Here is an 18,458-nt window from a genome sequence, read left to right as displayed (position 1 = left end):
GGAAGACAAAAAAAGCCCTGATCTTGCAATCAGGGCTTTTTTATCAGCGTTTCTCTTTCTATTTAGAAGGCGTAACGCAGGCCAACGTTAACAGCCGCTTTCTGCTTGATTTTGGCACTGGTGCTGGTCTCCACGTCGATATGCGCCTGCAGGTCCTGGGTAAACGAAACCGCCACACCGGCACCGTACTTGGTGCGCGAGCCCGACAAATCATTGTTGAAGGTCTGGTTGTTGACCGTGACCTTATTGTTGTTGGCAAACTCGTGGACCATTGCCGCACTCAGGTAAGGCTTGATCAGCGTGCCATCAACGGACTGGAACTCGTGACCAAGCTTCGCACCGGCCTCGGCGGTCCTTGAATAGGTACGCTCACCGTCCACTTGCAAACCGTTTTTCAGGCTGTACGTGCCACCCTGCACCACCATCGTCGACAGTCGGCCGTAAGGTTCAACAAAACTCTCACCAAACTTGATATGACGGCCGAGCTCAGCCGATACACCACCGCCTACGTTGTTGTAGCCACCCTTGGTAGACGTGTTATCGCTGAGTGTTGCCTTGGCCTGGTTCTGGAACCGGTTGGCTTTGGCGACTACATCAAAATAAACACCGTCCTCGTCGAGATAGGTGAGGTAGGTACCCAGGAAGTAGCTATCGACCGTACCGGCAGCGCCGCGAACCGGGTTCAAGTCAGATCTGCTGTAGCCGCCGAACCCACCCATCTTCCATGAGCTTTCGCCCAGCGCGGTGTCAAGCCCGATGGAAAACCCCTTCAGGTTCTGCGAGTAGCCGGTACCCGAACTCTGGGAAATGTCATATTGACTGCCGAAACCACGGACCCACAGGCCGGTGCCGTGCGGGGCATAGCGCAACTCACCCATACGGGCGCGCAACGCGCCCTCTTCGGCGGTCATGATGGTCACCGGCGTGTTGAACAGAGCCGTCACGACGCGAGCACTGCGGCTGACTACACGGTTTTCCGTGTCCAGAAACCAGTCATCGCCTATCCGTTTCACGTTGTAGCCATAGGCACCCAGTTCGACCGGGCCACCTTCCAGGGCAAACACGGCATCACCGCCGCCGGTATGCACCACCTGGGTTTTAACCGGCTCGCTGCCACTGGCGGAGAGCGCCAGCGTGTGGTTGCCCGTGGCCTCATTGGCGACGTCGATAAAACTCGCCTTGCCCTCATCAAAATTGACGCTCCCGACAAACCGGCCCTCGCCGGACAGCGAGTCCAGTTTCAACCGATAGAACTCGCCCGGGGCACCGAGGGTCACCGTACCACGGTCCATATTCAGTGAGCGTGCCTGGCTGTCGCCGGTGAGGAACAAATTGGAGTTGTTGCCCACCTTTACCGTGTCGACACCTTGCAGTTGGCCCTTCAACTCTGCGTTGTTCTGCAGGCTCAGATTGACAGTGCTGCCGGCGTCCGCAACTACGTTACCGGTCAAGCGGCTGCTATCCACATTCATCGTCGCCGAACCACCGCCTGTGACGCTCAACAGATTGCCGTCGCCGCCCCTCAACTGGGAATTATTCAACACATCGATGGTGACTGCTGGCGTTCTACCGGCCGCGCCCCGCACCGAAATGGCTGCGCCGCTGACGCCTTCTACGGTGGATTGGTCCAATACCAGCTTGCCTTCAGTGGTGTCGCCGCGCCCTCGCGTAAACACCACGCCATTGGCGCGCCCTTTGATTATACTTTGGCTGGCCGTCGCCGTTCCGCCCTGCAGGCTCAGACCGATGGAGTTCGCCCCGGTACCTTGCACCACCGTATTATCTTTGAAGTGCAATTCGCTGCCGCTGGTGGCTTGCGCGCCGCCCAACAGGCCACTGATATTACTTGAACTAATCTCTGCGGAAGAACCACCACCGGCGCCCACCAGAGCTTGCAAGCCTACGCCCCGCGTATTGGTGATCGTGCTGTTATTGATAGTCGCCTTACTGTTTTCCAGGCGTACCGCACCGCCCGTCGCGTTACTGGAAGAAACACGGGCCGATTCGATATTTACCGTGGAGCCTGAATTAGCGCGAATATCGTTGACCGAACTGCCTGTATTGACATTCAAATTGGAGTTTGAAAGGTCAATGGCTGTCGCCGATGCACGGTTCATATTCAAGGTAGACTGACTGGACAGTTGCCAGTCGGTCACGGGTGAAGTGGCGCCAATAGTCTGTTGTTGACCAATTAACTGAACAGCCTGCGCTTGCCCCTGAACCGCAACAAACAGGCAGAAGGTAAGGGTTGGAACTTTCATCATCGCACTCAATGGTTTGAGTTCGAACGTATTCAGTGCCGACATGGGCAATCACTCTCTGATAGCGTGTTGGAAAACGGTTTGGCTCGCTTCCGAAGAATGTGACCTCACCTGTGAGGCACACAGAGTACGGAGCCAACCGCCCAAACTCTGTAGGACTTTTCCCTGCTTAAACACAAAAAATACCCATAGTTCTGTAATCAATTAAACAAAAAATTGACTACGCCTCCCCCTTCCTACAAAAGGGGAGGCACTGCGGATAGCTCTTTTTTTCTCAAGGCGTGGTGAGGGTTACCAGTTCCTTATCACAATACGCATTGACCCCGACTGAACGCCCACCGACCGACGCAAAACCACGCCCTACCACCCCGTCGGAAAAAGTCGTGGTGGCGGTGACTTCCAGCGTGCCTATGCGCAGATAAATAAGGAGCGCGCGATACGGTAGCCTGAATGTGAAACCGCTCAGGCGGATAGCGTCCGTTATATCAACGTCGGTACTAAAGGGCTGCGTGACTAACGGTGTGCCGGTCCGGGGTCTGAATACCCTGGCGTTCAGCGTCAGTTTTCGCCCAACCACCATCCGTGTGTCACCCGCTACGAAGACCTCAGCGTAATGGTCAGGAGGCGTCGTCCCTGGAATGTCTACCAATGAAGTGCATCTCACCTCACCGGAGGTGAGTCGCTGGAAAACCGGCGGAGGCAGGGCTTGAGTGACCGCGTCTATAACTTGAACCGGTGTGGAGGGTGATATGTTCGGGTTGGTCGTGCCCGGCCCTGTCACGATGTAATGAAAGAGCTGGGTGACATTACCGCCAGGTTCTATATCGCTCCATGGAATTGTAAACTTGAGAATGTCGCCCTGGATCAACGTACCGATAGGTTGTGGAGGCTGGATGATTGTGCCGTCAGGCCGCACAAGATTGATGTTATAGCCCGCTTGAGGGGGCGCACCCACGGTCCATATACTGATCTCTACATCGACGAGCAGATTGGCATCGACGTCTCTTAGTATGTCCTGCCCGCTCGGTGGGGTGCCTCGACCAAAAAAGCGCGCTGGAGGCAGATTTATATTGGGCGTTCCTGGATCTCCGGGATTTTCCGGCCCTGGGACACTCAAATCAACATTGATCACTTTCTCGTTCGAGGGAAATATTTCGCTGCCACGCAGGATTCGGTAGAGCACAGTGACCAGTTGCGGCCCGAACCGAACACCATATTCAGCCCGAATCAATGCGTTGAGGGCGGCCCCCCTGAACACCACATCGAACGCGGTAGCAGGCGTCAGAAGGCTATAAGGCTGCGAGCCCCACTTAATCTCAATTTGATCCAATGTCGGTTGCGGGTTTGTGTAAGCCCTTACCCGCGCCTCAATTACTTTTTGGAAGTCATCGTTATCCAGTAAATCATCGGTACTTCCCAATTCTGGGCTCGGCGCCAGCGGTATGAAAATTTGTCCTTGGCCCGGTGGATCCAACACCGACACCCTCAGCGGTTCAGCAATGGAGGGCAAACTATCGTTACCGGATTTGTCTGTCAGGATGTAGTACAAGTACTGGATAGCGTCGGTGGTAAACGCTGATGTCGGAAATACAAACGGAGTGTTGGCAGCGCCCACCATCGGGAACGGGGCACCCACCTTATATTTGTCGTCCTTGTTAAACATGTCGGGCCCGAGGAACAACTGAACCATATCACCGTCCGCAAACTGGCCGACCGCCTCGGTAAAATTATTGGGCAGTACATTGCCAGGGATGGTTGGATTATTGGCAATGTAGGTAAGGGTAATGGGCGATGGCAGCGTAGCCGGCAGTACTACTTTCAGTGGAGGCCGGCTATTTTGATCATTGACAGCCCGATACGGACCATACCTGTCAACAATAAAGGGCGCCGGATCCGAATATTCAGAGAGGTCTCCTGCAACGCCCCCCAAGTCCTCATAAATGACGTATCGCAGTTCAAGATTACTGTGCAAAAAACCGCCCCTGGCGGCTGTGACAGTAATAGGAGTAACAATATCTTCAGCCACATTCAATTGAGCTTTGGATTTCAGTATGCCCCAATCGGAATTCAATAGATCGAGGTTTCTGAACTGGATTTCAATCCAATACTCAGGCGCCGAAAACTGACCCGTGTAACAGCGAAGGGTAATTCCAACATCTGCCGTCGCCGATGAAACAAGGCCCGTGGCGTCCAGTTGTTCTACCAATATCGGTGCAGGCAGAGTGGGCATAATGGCGAGAATAGCCGCAGCATCTCTCGCTGATATTTTATCAACCATTTCATAGTCTCCTTAATTGCTTGATATGTACAAACTGGTAAAACACCTCGACAACACGTTAATCACCTATTACTCCATTGACGCGCGGGCGACTAAAACAACCTGGTTATTTTTCACCGGGCCCTATGCCGTTCGGTCCACAGTATTTACCGGTGCTAAATTTTCGATCAATTTGCACATAGGCAATCTCTGACGTGCCGATCAGAATATTATTTTGGAATACGCTGTAAAGCGCCGAACCGCCGGCGAAATCACTCAACGGCCTGATCAACGCTTCATACTCTGCCTCCGTCATCCGGAAGCGATAGACTGTATTTGGCTTGCCATCAGGGCCGGTACCCCACTTGAATTTAAACGTTTCTGCAGTGGCCGGAATCGGGTTAAGGTCGGGATAATTCCTGAAGCCCTGCCATGACAACACGATGTCATGGTCCGGCTGCAGTACCTGTGGACTCGGATCAATCAACACTTCAACACCCTGCCAAATCGGCGGTTTGGTATCGCAATTAAGGAACCGTTTAGGGTGTTGTAACGACTGAGGAAAACTCGGCCGTGGATAGTTGATGGGCGGGGCAAGACTGACAAAAACAGTTTGATCAGGGGACAACTGCTGGTTTACGCCATTGTCCGTGTGATAGTGCACAAGGGTCGTCGCATTACTGCCGCCGGCCTGGACCACCGACCAGGGAATCAGGTTGTCGAAGTCGACCACACGCCCGCCGACATCACCTGCTTTGACCAGATAAGTCGCAACCGGCGCCGTTTGCCCCGGCCAGTAAAGTAAGGCACGCTCGCCCGGTAAGGGGTTGTCGAACAAGACAAAGGAAGCTCTCACCGGCTTGTTGGCATCGCGGCTATCCAAATGATTGGGGGTCTTGGAGACCTCGCCATAGATATTAACCAAGGCTAACTGACGGTTCAGCAGCGCAGGCGCCTGAGGGTTTTCCTGGCCCGCGATAGTCCCGTCCACGGTGACGAGTTTCAGCGGCGAGCGTACGCCCGAGCCGACGGTATCTCCTGCACGAAGAATGAAGTAACGCACCGGCAGATCAATAATTCGGTGCAGGTTCGCGCCCTTGGCGATCAGTACGCTCCAGTCCACGACGACCGAATGGGGTAACCGGCTGACAGTTGTCGCAGGGAGCTTGATGCCATCCCACTCGACAACACACTGATCACCCGGCAACAGGTTGTCATACTGACGCACTCGCACCGAAACAATACGGCGGGCGTCCTCTCGATTAATCAGCAGGTCGGATTCATACGCCGGTACTTCAGGCGGTGACAGATTGGCAGGCAGCGCATTCAGACGAAGCCGAGTGCTGGCGACCAATGAATGGTTCGATAGATTACCGAATCGGTCTTGTAACCGATAACTGAAATAAAGAACTGAAAACGCGGCAAACTTACGAATTTCCGCCACGGGCATCTGTACAATCATTGGTCCGCTGATGGCCGCAAAAGTTTGCCGATGATTGGCCGGACGTAACACCAGTGACTCAGTCTCATTTAAAAGACCGATCGCCGTATCCAATGTCTTCCGGTCAAGGTAATTGCCGGGTATGATTATATCCAGCGTCTGGTTATTACTAAGATCAAACTCGGTAATGGGGTCATTAACAAATGTCGCGGCCGCCAATTCTTGACCGCCTCCCGGAGCGTTTCGATCAATAGTAATCGTGAAGGCCGGTGAGTATTCAAATGACGGGTTATCCGACTCAAGCGGGTGAACGCGATAGGATACCTTTACCACGTTGCTGTTCTGAAAATACTCCGCCGGAATGCTCACCTTATCATAAGGGAAGTCAGCTTCAGTCAGAGGGCCGGGTAATGCTATAGGTCCGATTGAGTAAGGCTGACTACCCTCCACGTCCCAATCAATATATAACCAATCGGTTTCGTTCTCCTGAGCCCGAAACATCCACGGCGTTTCAATAATCACCGGAATATCTTTGAATGATAACGCCAGGGGAACCAGCCCATCGGGCAGAACGCCAACGAGCTTAATCGGCGCCAATGTCGGCGTAGCGGATATACCGACAGGCACGGTACCGGTTAACCCCCCGGCATTATTACCGTCATTATCCACTAACGTTTTTTCCATGGTGTTCTCCGCTACATCGGCGATTAACTATTGCGCATTACGTTAAGCAGGATTCAATACCCAATTGCACCGAGCCGATACTGTCAGATTTCACAGGTAACACTTCCGTTCGTCGGGTTTGGCCACGCCGAGCGGACGTGCTTAAAGCGAAATACACTTGACGGGCTTTCATTGTTGAGGTTTCCTGAAACCGGTTTCACAGCATCACAACATCCAATAAGAAAGGCCTGCCACCGTGACCCCATTTTCCGCCGCCCAGCGCAGCCGCGTGACCATGCTCGACGTCGCCGAACGCGCCGGCGTGTCCAAAGCCAGCGTGTCGCGCTTTATCGGCGAGGACCGCGCCCTGCTCTCCGACGCGATTGCCTTGCGCATCGAGCAGGCGATCAGCGAACTCGGTTACCGCCCCAACCAGATGGCGCGCGGTTTGAAACGCGGCCGCACGCGCCTGATCGGCATGCTGGTAGCCGATATCCGCAACCCCTACTCCATTGCCGTGATGCACGGCGTCGAAACCGCCTGCCGGCAGCATGGCTACAGCCTGGTGGTGTGCAACACCGACCGCGATGACGAGCAAGAGCGCCAGCACCTGGCGGCGTTGCGTTCGTACAACATCGAAGGGCTGATCGTGAATACCCTCGGCCATCACCTCGACCAACTGCTGGAGTTGCAGCGGGAAATGCCCCTGGTGCTGGTGGACCGCAAGGTCGAGCCGCTGCACAGCGATATGGTCGGCCTGGATAACCCTGCGGCGGTGCGTGTTGCCGTGCAGCACCTCGCACAGCAGGGTTATCGCGACCTGTTGCTGGTGAGCGAAAAGGCCGATGGCACCAGTTCACGCCTGGAGCGCCAGGCGAGTTTCACGGCGGAAATCGCGGCCCGGCCGGCGTTGACCAGCGCGGTGCTGGAACTCGATGACAGGCTGGCAAACCACCTGAAAAGCTTCCTGACCAAGCCAGGCCCCAAGGCGTTGTTCTGCGCCAATGGCGTGGCTGCGCTGGCCTGCACCCACGCGCTCAAAGCGCTGGGCTGCAACCTCTTTGATGACATCGGCCTGATTGCCCTGGATGACCTCGACTGGTACCCGCTGGTGGGCAACGGCATCACCGCCCTCGCCCAGCCCACCGACGCGATTGGCGCCAGCGCCTTCGACTGCCTGCTCAAACGCTTGCGCGGCGATGACGCGCCACCGCGCACCCTGGATTTTTCGCCCGAACTGATCGTCCGTGGCTCCACCCAACCCCTTGTGGGAGCTGGCTTGCCTGCGATGGCGGTCTGTCCGGCGAAGCCGTAGTCGACTGACCCACCGCTATCGCAGGCAAGCCAGCTCCCACATTATTTTCGGATAAAAATGAAACCGGTTTCAGAGGTACATAACAATGCATAAATACCCCGTTTCCATCAGCCTCTCCAGCTACGGTGCCGACCTGGTACGTACGCTTGGCCAATTGAGTTTTGTCGAACTGCTCAGTGCCGCCGGCGCCCAGCGCATCGAGTGGCGCGAAGAACTGCTGACCACCGAACAACCCGCCATCCTCGCCCAGGCCGCTGCCGAGCACGGCCTGGAATCGGTGTTCTCGTCGCCTCTGGAGCTTTGGGTCGCCGGGCGCGCCCAGCCCAACGCTGAACTCAGTGCAACCCTGGACCGCGCCCAAGCCTTCGGCTCGCGCTGGCTGAAGGTTTCCCTCGGTTATTTCACCGACACCAACGACCTGCAAAGCCTGCAGGCCCTGCTCAACCGCCACCCGGTCAAGCTGCTGGTAGAGAACGACCAGACCCTGCACGGTGGGCGCATCGAGCCAATGCAACGCTTCTTCACTGAGGTGGAGCGCCTGGGCTTGCCGGTGAAAATGACCTTCGACATCGGCAACTGGCAGTGGCAGGACCAATCTGCGCTGACTGCCGCACGCCTGCTGGGCCGGCATGTGGATTACCTGCACTGCAAGGCCGTGGCGCGGCGCCAGGACAGCAAACTGGTGGCCCTGCCGCCCGGCGCCACCGACCTGCATCTGTGGGAACAACTGCTCAAACATATGACTCAAGGTATTACCCGGGCCGTGGAATTCCCGTTGCAAGGCGACGACCTGGTTGCCGTCACCGCGCAGCAGGTCGCCGCCCTCGCCCTCCTTGGCCAGCCCCGTGCGGAGAACGCCCATGTCTGAGATCGATATCCTCTCGTTTGGTGAAACCATGGCGATGTTTGTCGCCGAACAGACCGGCGACCTGGCCCAGGTGGCGCAGTTTCACAAGCGCATTGCCGGGGCCGACAGCAATGTCGCGATCGGCCTGTCGCGCCTGGGTTTCAACGTGACATGGTTGAGCCGTGTCGGCGACGATTCCCTGGGGCGCTTTGTGGTCGACACGCTGAAGAACGAAGGTCTGGATTGCCGGCACGTGGCGGTCGACCCGCTGCACCCGACCGGCTTTCAATTCAAGTCCCGCGAAGAAGCCGGCGCCGACCCGCAGGTGGAGTACTTCCGTAAAGGTTCGGCGGCCAGCCATTTGTCGATTGCCGCGATCAGCCCCGCTGTGCTGCAAGCGCGCCACCTGCACGCCACCGGCATTCCGCCCGCCTTGTCCGAGGCCACCCGCGAGTTGTCCGTGGAACTGATGACGCAGATGCGCAAGGCCGGGCGCAGCGTGTCGTTCGACCCGAACCTGCGCCCGTCGTTGTGGGCCAGCCAAGCGCAGATGATCCGCGAAATCAACGCCCTCGCTGCCCTCGCCGATTGGGTCTTGCCGGGCCTGGGCGAAGGCCGCTTGCTCACCGGTTTCGACGACCCGGCCGACATTGCCGCGTTCTACCTCGACCAGGGCGCCGAAGCCGTGGCGATCAAGCTGGGCGCGGACGGCGCTTACTACCGCACCCACATGGACCAGGGGTTTATTGCCGCCGTGCCGGTGGAAACCGTGGTGGATACCGTGGGCGCCGGTGACGGTTTTGCCGTCGGCATGATCAGCGCCCTGCTTGAAAACCTGAGCTTCCCCGAGGCGGTACAGCGCGGCAACTGGATCGGCAGTCGCGCCGTGCAAAGCCGGGGTGATATGGAGGGTTTGCCCACCCGCTCTGAATTACCCAGCCGATCTGTTGCATGACCCACTCCCTGTTGCCACAACTACAACAAGCTCAGGAGCAACCCCATGGAAACTGTGAAACTCGCCACCCGTCGCTGGTGGTACATCATGCCTATCGTGTTCATCACCTACAGCCTGGCGTACCTGGATCGCGCCAACTACGGTTTCGCCGCGGCCTCCGGCATGGCCGAAGACCTGATGATCACCCCCGGCATGTCGTCGTTACTGGGCGCGCTGTTTTTTCTCGGCTACTTTTTCTTCCAGGTGCCGGGAGCGATCTACGCGCAAAAACGCAGCGTTAAAAAGCTGATTTTCGTCAGCCTGATTCTGTGGGGCAGCCTGGCCACACTGACCGGCGTGGTGTCCAACGCCTATATGCTGATCGCCATTCGCTTCATGCTCGGCGTGGTCGAAGCGGCGGTGATGCCGGCGATGCTGGTGTACCTGTGCCACTGGTTTACCCGGGCCGAACGCTCACGGGCCAACACCTTTCTGATCCTCGGCAACCCGGTGACCATGATGTGGATGTCGGTGGTGTCGGGCTACCTGGTGCAGCACTTCAGCTGGCGCTGGATGTTTATCATCGAAGGCCTGCCGGCGGTGATCTGGGCGTTTATCTGGTGGAAGCTGGCGGATGAAAAACCCGCCGACGCCAAGTGGCTGAGCGAACAACATAAACAAGACCTGCAAAGCGCCCTGGCCGCCGAACAGGTTGGGATCAAGGCGGTGAAGAACTACGCCGAAGCCTTTCGTTCGCCCAAGGTGATCATCCTGGCGCTGCAGTTTTTTTGCTGGAGCATCGGCGTGTATGGCTTCGTGTTGTGGCTGCCGTCGATCCTCAAGGCCGGCTTGCAGATGGACATGGTCGAAGCCGGTTGGCTCTCGGCGCTTCCCTACCTGGCAGCGGTGATCGGCATGCTGGCGGTGTCGTGGGGCTCGGACAAGCTGCAAAAACGTAAACGTTTTGTGTGGCCGCCGCTGCTGATTGCGTCTATCGCCTTCTACGCGTCCTACGCACTGGGCGCTGAACACTTCTGGTGGTCCTACACCCTGCTGGTCATTGCCGGGGCGTGCATGTATGCGCCTTACGGTCCGTTTTTCGCCATCGTCCCGGAAATCCTCCCGGCCAACGTCGCCGGCGGCGCCATGGCGCTGATCAACAGCATGGGCGCGCTGGGCTCGTTCGGCGGTTCGTACCTGGTCGGTTACCTCAATAGCAGCACCGGCTCACCCGGCGCCTCGTACCTGCTGATGAGCGGCGCGCTGATGTTTGCCGTGGTGCTGACGATTTTCCTCAAGCCCGGCGCCAGTGATCGCGTGCCGGTGCCAACCCTGGAGTTGAAGGTAAAAACCTCATGAAAAAGTCTGTCGTTTTGTACAAAAAACTTTCCGCGCCATTGATGGCTCGCTTGCACGAACAGGTCGACGTGACCCTGATTGACGCCCTCGACGAACCCGGCCTGGCGCGGCTGCGTGACGCCCTGCCCAATGCCCACGGCCTGCTGGGCGCGAGCCTGCGCCTGGATGCCAAGCTGCTCGACCTGGCGCCCAAGCTTGAAGCGGTGGCCAGTGTGTCGGTGGGCGTCGACAACTACGATATCGACTACCTGACCCAACGCGGCATCCTGCTCAGCAATACCCCGGACGTGCTGACCGAAACCACCGCGGATACCGGCTTTGCGTTGATCCTGGCCACCGCTCGCCGAGTAGTCGAGCTGACCGATATGGTGCGCGCCGGCCAGTGGAACAAAAACATCGGCCCGGCGCATTTCGGCACCGATGTGCACGGCAAGACCCTGGGCATTATCGGCATGGGCCGCATCGGCGAAGCGCTGGCTCAGCGTGGGCATTTTGGTTTTGGCATGCCGGTGATCTACCACAGTCACTCGCCCAAGCCGCAGGTAGAGGAGCGCTTTGGGGCGCAGTTTCGTAGCTTGCCGGAGTTGTTGCAGCAGGCTGATTTTGTGTGCCTGACGTTGCCGCTCACGGCTGAAACCGAAAAGCTGATCGGCGCGCCAGAGTTTGCGTTGATGGGGCCGGAGACGATTTTTATCAACATTTCACGCGGCAAGGTGGTGGATGAAGCGGCGCTGGTTGAGGCGCTGCAACAACGCACGATTCGGGCGGCGGGGTTGGATGTGTTTGAGCGCGAGCCGTTGAATCATGACTCGCCGTTGTTGCGCTTGAACAATGTGGTGGCCACACCGCATATCGGTTCGGCGACCCACGAGACGCGGGAGGCGATGGCCGCTTGCGCGGTGGAAAATTTGCTGATGGCGCTGGGTGGGGAGCGGCCGAACAATCTGGTTAATCCGAGTGTGTATGCTTGAGCTTGCGGTGGGTCAGTCGGTGTGTTCGGTGACTTAGATGCTGTTGTGTACATATCCGTTGTTGCGGTAACGGCCACTTAGGGTTCCGCCCTGACGGCGGGTCACTTTTGCAAGGACCGGAATGCCGGCCCAGTCAAAAGTAACCAAAAGGTCCTCGCCCCAACACTCGGTGCCTCGCTATGCCCGCAATCCGACACTGATTTGGGGGGCCGCCGCCACGCGCCATCCATGGCGCGGGGCGGCTAAACCGGCATCCCTGCCGGTTTACCCCCCAAATCCCTGTCAGATTCCGGCCATCGTGTTTGACGGGGCGATTTCAGATCAAGATCACGATCACAAGCGCAGATCAAAAGACCGCTGACTTCGTCATCGAAAAGGATGTAGGGGCCAGAGCAACAGCAACAGCAACAGCAACAGCAACAGCAACAGCAACAGCAACAGCAGAGCCATACTCGGTCTAATGTGGGAGCTGGCTTGCCTGCGATGGCATCAACTCGGTGTACCTGATACACCGAGGTGTCTGCATCGCAGGCAAGCCAGCTCCCACAGAAAAACAGCTCTTCAGTGCATGCAAATCCGCAGCAGACCTCATATTCAAAACCGCATGCGGTCAACTGTGGGAGCGGGCTTGAACGCGAATGCGGTGGGTCAGTGACAGATGAATTGACTGACCCACCGCTTTCGCGAGCAAGCCCGCTCCCACATTTAGACCGCGTTGCAACCGGTAGATAAGCTTTTGCTTCGCACTTGATCTGGCTCTTGCTTCAACCACTCAGGTCGGCTTTCAGGCCGCCGTGCTCTGCTTTTGATCTTGATCTGCTTTTGATCTGAGGCGCCCCGTCATTAGCCGCGCTGGGCCAAGGATGGCCCATCGCGGCGGCCCACGGATTCAAGCCGGAGTGCGGGCATGCCGAGCCTAGGCGAGGCACCGAGTGGTGGGGCACAGACCTTTTGGTTACTTTTGGGGCGTTTGCCAAAAGTGACCCGCCGTCAGGGCGGAACCATAGGCCGCCGTTACCCAAATAACGGATATGTACACCGACAAACCGCCATCGCGAGCAAGCCCGCTCCCACACTTAAAGCACCTAACCCCTCACATCAACGCAACGCCCGCCGCAGTACTTTACCCACCGTAGTCTTGGGCAATTCGATACTGCGAAACTCCACATACTTGGGCACCTTGTACCCCGTAAGATACTCCCGGCAATGGGCCAGGATCTGCTCCTGGGTCAAGCTCGGGTCCTTGCGTACCACAATGATCTTGACCTTCTCCCCCGTCACCGGGTCCTCCACACCAATAGCCGCCACCTCCCCCACACCCGGATGCAAGGCCACCACGTCTTCAATCTCATTGGGATACACGTTAAACCCCGACACCAGGATCATGTCCTTCTTGCGGTCCACCAGACGAATATACCCACGCTCATCCATCACCCCGATGTCCCCGGTGGCAAGCCAGCCCTCGGCATCCAGCACTTCAGCCGTTTCCTTGGGCCGCTTCCAGTACCCCTGCATCACCTGCGGGCCACGCACTTGCAGTTCACCCTGCTCGCCAATCTCCGCCAGCTCGCCATCCTCGCGCATAAACCGCACCCAGGTCGACGGCAGCGGCACGCCAATGCTGCCGGTGAATTCCATCTCGCGCATGCGCGCAATGTTGATCGGGCTGATGCTCACCACCGGCGAGCACTCGGTGAGCCCATAACCTTCAATGATCGGCAACCCAGTCACCTCCTTCCAGCGCTTGGCCACCGCCGTGTGCGTGGCCATGCCGCCAGCAATCACCATGCGCAAGTCAGAGAAATCCCGCGCACAGAACTCCTTGTTTTCAAGCAAGCCGTTAAACAAGGTGTTGACCCCGGCGATGCCATTGAAGCGCTCCTTGCGCAAAATCATCTGCACCCGTTTCACATCCCGGGGGTTGGCAATCAGGATGTTGCGCCCGCCCAGGCACATGAACATCAGGCAGTTCACCGTCAGCGAAAAGATGTGATAGAGCGGCAGCAAGGTCACGTTGGTTTCCTGCTTGTCCTGGTCCAATTGGTCACCGACCCACGCCTTGGCTTGCAGCAGGTTGGCGATGATATTGCGGTGGCTGAGCATCACGCCCTTGGCATCGCCTGTGGTGCCACCGGTGTATTGCAGAAACGCCAGTTCATCGAGGTGCATCTCCACCGGAAAGTGGTTCAGCGCCCGCCCCTGTTTCAACACGTTGTTGAACCGCACTGCGCCAGGCAGATGAAATTTTGGTACCTGCTTTTGCACTCGACGCAGGATGAAGTTCATCGCCGCGCCCTTGAAGGTACCGAGCAGATCGCCAATCGCCGCCACCACCACGCGTTTGACACGGCTGCCCTGCGCGACTTTTTCAAAGGTGTGGGCGAAGTTTTCAAAGATCACCAGGGTTTCCGCTTCGCTGTCCTTGAGCAAATGCTTGAGTTCATGGGAGGTGTACAACGGGTTGACGTTGACCACCACCGCGCCGGCCAGGATCGTGCCCAGCAGGCAGATCGGGTACTGCAAGCAGTTGGGCATCATCAGTGCCACCCGGTCGCCCTTTTTCACACCCTGGCCCTGTAACCACGCGGCAAACGCCTGGCCTTGTACCTGCCAGTCGGCGTAGGTCATTTCGGTGCCGATGCTGACGTAGGCGACCCGCTCGCGGAATTTTTCCAGGTGCTCCAGGAACACCTCGCGCAGCGACGGGTAGGCCTCGATACCGGCCTCGATGTCCGCCGGCACGCCCGGCAAGTAGGCGTTCAACCAGACCCGTTCGGTGTGTTCCTGGCTTACAGCGTTCATGGCAGTCTCCTTATTGTTGTTGTTGATCAGGCTATTTTTCGACGATGGCGGTAATGCCCAGCCCGCCGGCTGCACAAATCGAAATCAGGCCGCGCCCACCCCCGTTCTCATGGATGGTTTTGGCCAGCGCCGCCAGTTGCCGGCCACCGGTGGCGGCAAACGGATGGCCACAGCCCAGGGAGCCGCCATTGACGTTCATCTTGCTGCGGTCGATGGCGCCCAGTGGCGCATCCAAGCCTAGACGCTCGCGGCAATACTCGGGGTCTTCCCACGCCTTGAGCGTGCACAGCACTTGGGCGGCAAAGGCTTCGTGAATTTCAAAGAAATCGAAGTCGGCAAACTCCAGCCCCTCACGCTTGAGCATGCGCGGCACGGCATACGCAGGCGCCATCAACAAGCCTTCGGTTCCGTCGACAAAGTTCACTGCGGCCGTCTCGCCGGTACGCAGGTAGGCCAACACCGGCAAACCCTGTTCGGCCGCCCAGGCTTCGCTGGCCAGCAAGACCACCGAGGCGCCATCGGTCAGCGGCGTGGAGTTACCCGCCGTCAGCGTGCCGCTCTGGCGATCATAGGCGGGCGAAAGGCCGGCGAGCTTCGCAAGGCTGGTGTCGGCACGCAGGTTGTTGTCGCGCGCCAGCCCGCGATAAGGGCTGATCAGGTCATCGAAAAAACCGCGTTTGTAGGCCGCATCCAGACTCTGGTGGCTGGTGAGGGTCAGTTCATCCTGGGCCAGCCGTTTGATCTGCCAGCGCTTGGCCATTGCTTCGCAGTGCTCGCCCATGGACAACCCGGTGCGCGGCTCGCCATTGCGCGGCAGCAGCGGTTTGAAAAACATCGACGGGCGCACCTTCAGCAAGGTCTTCACCTTGGCGCCCATGCCCTTGGCGCGATTGGCCGCCAGCAAGGTGTGGCGCAGCGATTCGTTAATGCCGATGGGCGCATCCGAGGTGGTGTCGGCGCCACCGGCGATACCCACTTCGATCTGGCCAAGCGCAATTTTGTTGGCGACCAGCAAGGCCGCTTCCAGCCCGGTACCGCAGGCCTGTTGCACGTCGTAGGCAGGCGTGTCAGGCGACAATGTGGTGGACAGCAACGCCTCACGCGCCAGGTTGAAGTCGCGCGAATGCTTGATCACCGCGCCCGCAGCAAACTCGCCCAGGCGCTGGCCGTGCAGGTTATAGCGCTCGACCAGGCCTTGCAGGGCCGCCACCAGCAGGTCCTGATTGCTGTCGTGGGCATACACGGTGTTGGAGCGGGCAAACGGGATACGGTTGCCGCCGATAATCGCCACACGGCGGGTCGGGGCCGGGTTGAAACTGTAGTCACTCATTGATGGCTCTCGTTCCAGATAAATAGCCCGCGCATATGCGGTTTATCACCGGCACCATTGCGCACTTCGAACTCACGGCGCGGGCCGGTCACCGGGCGGTTCCACAGCGCAACCTGGCCGGGCAAAAAGATCGGCAGCTTGAAGTCACAATGCGCCTGGGCCTGATCCAGCCCGCCCGGCGGTTGCTGCGCCGCCAGTGCGCGGCCGAGGGTCCACATGCCATGGGCGATGGCGCGGCGAAAGCCGAAGATCCTGGCGCCGATCACCGAGGTATGAATCGGGTTGAAATCCCCCGAGACCTTGGCAAACCGGCGCCCCAGGTCGGCGGGCAGCACCCAGCGCTGGGTGCGCAACAGGCCGTCTTCCTGCAGGGGCAACACGTCTTCCCAAGGCTCACCAACCGGGTCTTTGATGTCGCGGCGCAGGTACAGGCTGTCGCTTTCCCACGCCAGCGTATCCGCCGCAAAGGCGCGGGTGGCGATGCTCAGCGCCTGGCCCTTGGGGTGCGCCACCCAGCGTTCGCAATACACTTCCAGGCGCAGGGCCTGGCCTTCGTGCAAACGCTGGTGCTGACGAATGCGATTGGCCAGGTGCACCATGCCACTGGCCGGGTACGGAAAGCTCGGCCGGGTCAGCAGCATCAGGTGCAAGGGGAACGCCAGCACGTGCGGATAAGACAGCGGCACGCCCTGCTCACGGCGAAACCCGCAGGCGCGGCCATAGGCTGCAATGCCTGGTGCGCTCAGCTCCACCGCCGAGCGCACCAGGCGCGCGGTGGGCAGCGGCGGCGGCCCGTCGAGCTTGGGTTTGCGCAGTGCACGCACGCCGTCCAGCAACAACTGGGTGCGCGACGGTGGCGGGTCGATGATCTGCGTCACATAGTCCATGGTTCAGGCTCCCAGCAGGCTTTGGCCGCACACGCGCACCACCTGGCCATTGACCCCGCCGGACGCCGGGTGCGCCAACCAGGCGATGGTCTCGGCCACATCGATCGGCTGCCCGCCCTGGGACAACGAGTTCATGCGCCGCCCGGCCTCACGGATCATCAGCGGAATTTTCGCGGTCATCTGGGTCTCGATAAACCCCGGCGCCACCGCATTCACCGTGACTTGCAGCGCGGCCGCCTGGGGTGCCAGGCCCTGCACCAGGCCAATCACGCCCGCCTTGGAGGTGGCGTAGTTGCTTTGCCCAAGGTTGCCGGCGATACCGGAAATCGACGACACGCACACAATCCGCCCGCCGGGGTTCAAGCCCTGCCCCTCCAACAATGCGCTGCTGAGCTGCAACGGCGCTTCGAGGTTGACCGCCAGCACACTGCGCCAGGCGGCTTCGGTCATTTTGGCGATGGTTTTGTCGCGGGTGATCCCGGCGTTGTGCACCACCACGTCGAATGCGCCGTATTGGCTGACATGCGCCTGCAACAGCGCGGCCGCATCGGCTGCGGTGATGTCCAGCGGCAAGGCCGAGCCGTTCACACTGTCGGCGGCTTGAAGCAGCGCCGCCTGGGCCTGGGGCACGTCCACGCACACCACATGGGCACCGTCGCGGGCCAGCACCTGGGCAATCGCCAGGCCGATGCCACGTGAGGCACCAGTGACCAGGGCACGGCGACCGGCGAAGGGTTTGTCCCAGTTCACCGCCACCTGAGCGTCCACGGGTTTTTCCAGGCGCACCACCTGGCCCGACACATAGGCCGAGCGGCGTGACAAAAAGAACCGCAGGCTGCTGTCCAGCGCGTCTTCGGCGCCCGGCGCCACGTAGATCAATTGCACCGTGATCGCCCGGCGCAATTCCTTGGCCAGCGAGCGCACCAGCCCTTCAAGGGCACGCTGGGCGATGGCCTGGGGCAAGTCCTGGCAATGTTCCGGCGCCGTGCCGAGCACTACCACGCGGCCATGCTGGCCGAGGCGCTTGGCATTGGCGTGGAAGAACAGGTAGAGCTCGTCGAGTTGTTGCAGGTCGAGCACGGCCGTGGCGTCGAACACCGCGCCCTGCACCTTGACCGTGGACGGTGCCTTGAGGGTTGCCGGGGTGGCGACGACGGTATCGGTGTCTTTGAAGAGCTGTTGCACCTGCGCACCCAGGCGCCCTGCTCCGGCGACGATCACCGGGTTGGCCAGGCCCTGCTGGCCGCTGCGGTGGCGTTGCAATGGCAAGGGTTGCGGCAGGCCGATGGCCTGGGCCAGGCGCCGGCCCCAGGGGGAATTGACGAAGGATAGGTAGTTGTCACTCATAAAACATTCTTTCCCTGTAAACCCGATCCAGTGTGGGAGCTGGC

General features: G+C 59.1%; 12 protein-coding genes. 5 read left to right on the top strand and 7 right to left on the bottom strand.

All coding sequences use genetic code 11. The features are described from left to right. Positions 1-62 precede the first annotated feature (62 nt). The 3 genes from ASE80_RS12975 to ASE80_RS12965 form a co-directional block, all read right to left on the bottom strand. Positions 63-2,306 (bottom strand): autotransporter outer membrane beta-barrel domain-containing protein, encoded by a 2,244-nt coding sequence (locus ASE80_RS12975; RefSeq protein ID WP_056859261.1) that lies wholly within the window; start codon positions 2,304-2,306, stop codon positions 63-65. Positions 2,307-2,535: 229 nt separating this feature from the next. Continuing rightward, positions 2,536-4,539, bottom strand: a complete 2,004-nt coding sequence (locus ASE80_RS12970; protein WP_056859260.1) for a hypothetical protein — start codon at positions 4,537-4,539, stop codon at positions 2,536-2,538. A gap of 106 nt (positions 4,540-4,645) precedes the next feature. Next, positions 4,646-6,643: a hypothetical protein gene (locus tag ASE80_RS12965; protein ID WP_056859259.1), complete on the bottom strand. Its 1,998-nt coding sequence runs from the start codon at positions 6,641-6,643 to the stop codon at positions 4,646-4,648. A gap of 235 nt (positions 6,644-6,878) precedes the next feature. On the opposite strand from ASE80_RS12965, the gene ASE80_RS12960 reads away from it, so the two are divergent. From ASE80_RS12960 to ASE80_RS12940, 5 genes are all read left to right on the top strand, one after another. Next, positions 6,879-7,937 (top strand): LacI family DNA-binding transcriptional regulator, encoded by a 1,059-nt coding sequence (locus tag ASE80_RS12960; protein WP_056859258.1) that lies wholly within the window; start codon positions 6,879-6,881, stop codon positions 7,935-7,937. Positions 7,938-8,022: 85 nt separating this feature from the next. Then, on the top strand, positions 8,023-8,805 hold the full coding sequence (locus ASE80_RS12955) for a sugar phosphate isomerase/epimerase family protein (protein ID WP_056859257.1): 783 nt from the start codon (positions 8,023-8,025) through the stop codon (positions 8,803-8,805). Next, a complete protein-coding gene (locus ASE80_RS12950; RefSeq protein WP_056859256.1) occupies positions 8,798-9,739 on the top strand; it encodes a sugar kinase in 942 nt (313 codons plus the stop codon). Before ASE80_RS12955 ends, ASE80_RS12950 begins: the two co-directional genes overlap by 8 nt. Before the next feature lie 45 nt (positions 9,740-9,784). Further along, positions 9,785-11,077, top strand: a complete 1,293-nt coding sequence (locus ASE80_RS12945) for an MFS transporter (protein WP_056859255.1) — start codon at positions 9,785-9,787, stop codon at positions 11,075-11,077. Continuing rightward, positions 11,074-12,048, top strand: coding sequence for a 2-hydroxyacid dehydrogenase (locus tag ASE80_RS12940; RefSeq protein WP_056859254.1), 975 nt, complete (start codon positions 11,074-11,076; stop codon positions 12,046-12,048). Before ASE80_RS12945 ends, ASE80_RS12940 begins: the two co-directional genes overlap by 4 nt. A gap of 1,098 nt (positions 12,049-13,146) precedes the next feature. Here ASE80_RS12940 and ASE80_RS12935 read toward each other — a convergent pair. The 4 genes from ASE80_RS12935 to ASE80_RS12920 are packed head-to-tail and all read right to left on the bottom strand — an operon-like array spanning position 13,147 to position 18,414. Further along, entirely contained in the window at positions 13,147-14,850 is a 1,704-nt protein-coding gene (locus ASE80_RS12935) for an AMP-binding protein (protein WP_056859253.1), read from the bottom strand. A 31-nt stretch (positions 14,851-14,881) separates the two neighbouring features. Further along, positions 14,882-16,180 (bottom strand): acetyl-CoA C-acetyltransferase, encoded by a 1,299-nt coding sequence (locus ASE80_RS12930; protein ID WP_056859252.1) that lies wholly within the window; start codon positions 16,178-16,180, stop codon positions 14,882-14,884. Beyond that, a complete protein-coding gene (locus ASE80_RS12925) occupies positions 16,177-17,067 on the bottom strand; it encodes a MaoC/PaaZ C-terminal domain-containing protein (RefSeq protein WP_056859251.1) in 891 nt (296 codons plus the stop codon). The genes ASE80_RS12930 and ASE80_RS12925 overlap by 4 nt, the downstream gene beginning before the upstream one ends. A 3-nt stretch (positions 17,068-17,070) precedes the next feature. Continuing rightward, positions 17,071-18,414: a 3-oxoacyl-ACP reductase gene (locus ASE80_RS12920; protein WP_056859250.1), complete on the bottom strand. Its 1,344-nt coding sequence runs from the start codon at positions 18,412-18,414 to the stop codon at positions 17,071-17,073. Between the last annotated feature and the right edge of the window lie 44 nt (positions 18,415-18,458).

The organism is Pseudomonas sp. Leaf15 (assembly GCF_001421425.1).
Lineage (GTDB): Bacteria > Pseudomonadota > Gammaproteobacteria > Pseudomonadales > Pseudomonadaceae > Aquipseudomonas > Aquipseudomonas salomonii.
Note: the sequence above shows the minus strand (reverse complement) of the source record. Positions and strands in the feature narration are given on the sequence as shown.